This is a genomic window from Nocardiopsis chromatogenes YIM 90109 (assembly GCF_000341185.1).
Lineage (GTDB): Bacteria > Actinomycetota > Actinomycetes > Streptosporangiales > Streptosporangiaceae > Nocardiopsis_A > Nocardiopsis_A chromatogenes.
This window is the reverse complement of the sequence record NZ_ANBH01000268.1, coordinates 1-438: the sequence shown is the minus strand read 5'-3', so window position 1 is coordinate 438 and position 438 is coordinate 1. Positions and strand designations below refer to the sequence as shown.

The window sequence follows — 438 nt, the reverse complement described above, 5'->3', positions numbered from 1 at the left end:
CCCCCCCCCCCCCCCCCCCCCCCCCCGCCGCTGGCCTGGGCGCTGGAGCAGGCGGTCGACGAGATGGCGCTGCGCCTGGGCGAGGACCCGATCGCGCTGCGGAGGCGCTGGGACGGCAACCCCAAGCGGGCCGCCCTGTACGAGCGCGCCGCCGCCCTGCCGATGTGGCGCGGCCGCGAACGCGGGTCGCGCACCGGCCGGTTCCGGCGCGGCGTGGGCGTGGCCGCCTCCAACTGGCCCTACCTGCTCGACCCGAGCGCCCAGGTGGAGCTGGTGGTGGAGGACGGGTGCGTGGTGGTGCGCACCGCCACCCAGGACATCGGCACCGGCGTGCGCACCGTCCTGGCCCGGGTCGTGCGCGATGAGCTGGACCTCGACGCCGACCAGGTGCGGGTGGAAACCGGGGACAGCGGCCCGGTGCCCGGCCCCGGTTCGTTC

Annotated in this window: 1 protein-coding gene; it reads left to right on the top strand. The window is 78.1% G+C overall.

The features are described 5' to 3' along the window. Positions 1-438: molybdopterin cofactor-binding domain-containing protein (locus tag D476_RS34420; RefSeq protein ID WP_040726978.1), on the top strand; the 438-nt coding region annotated here is incomplete at both ends.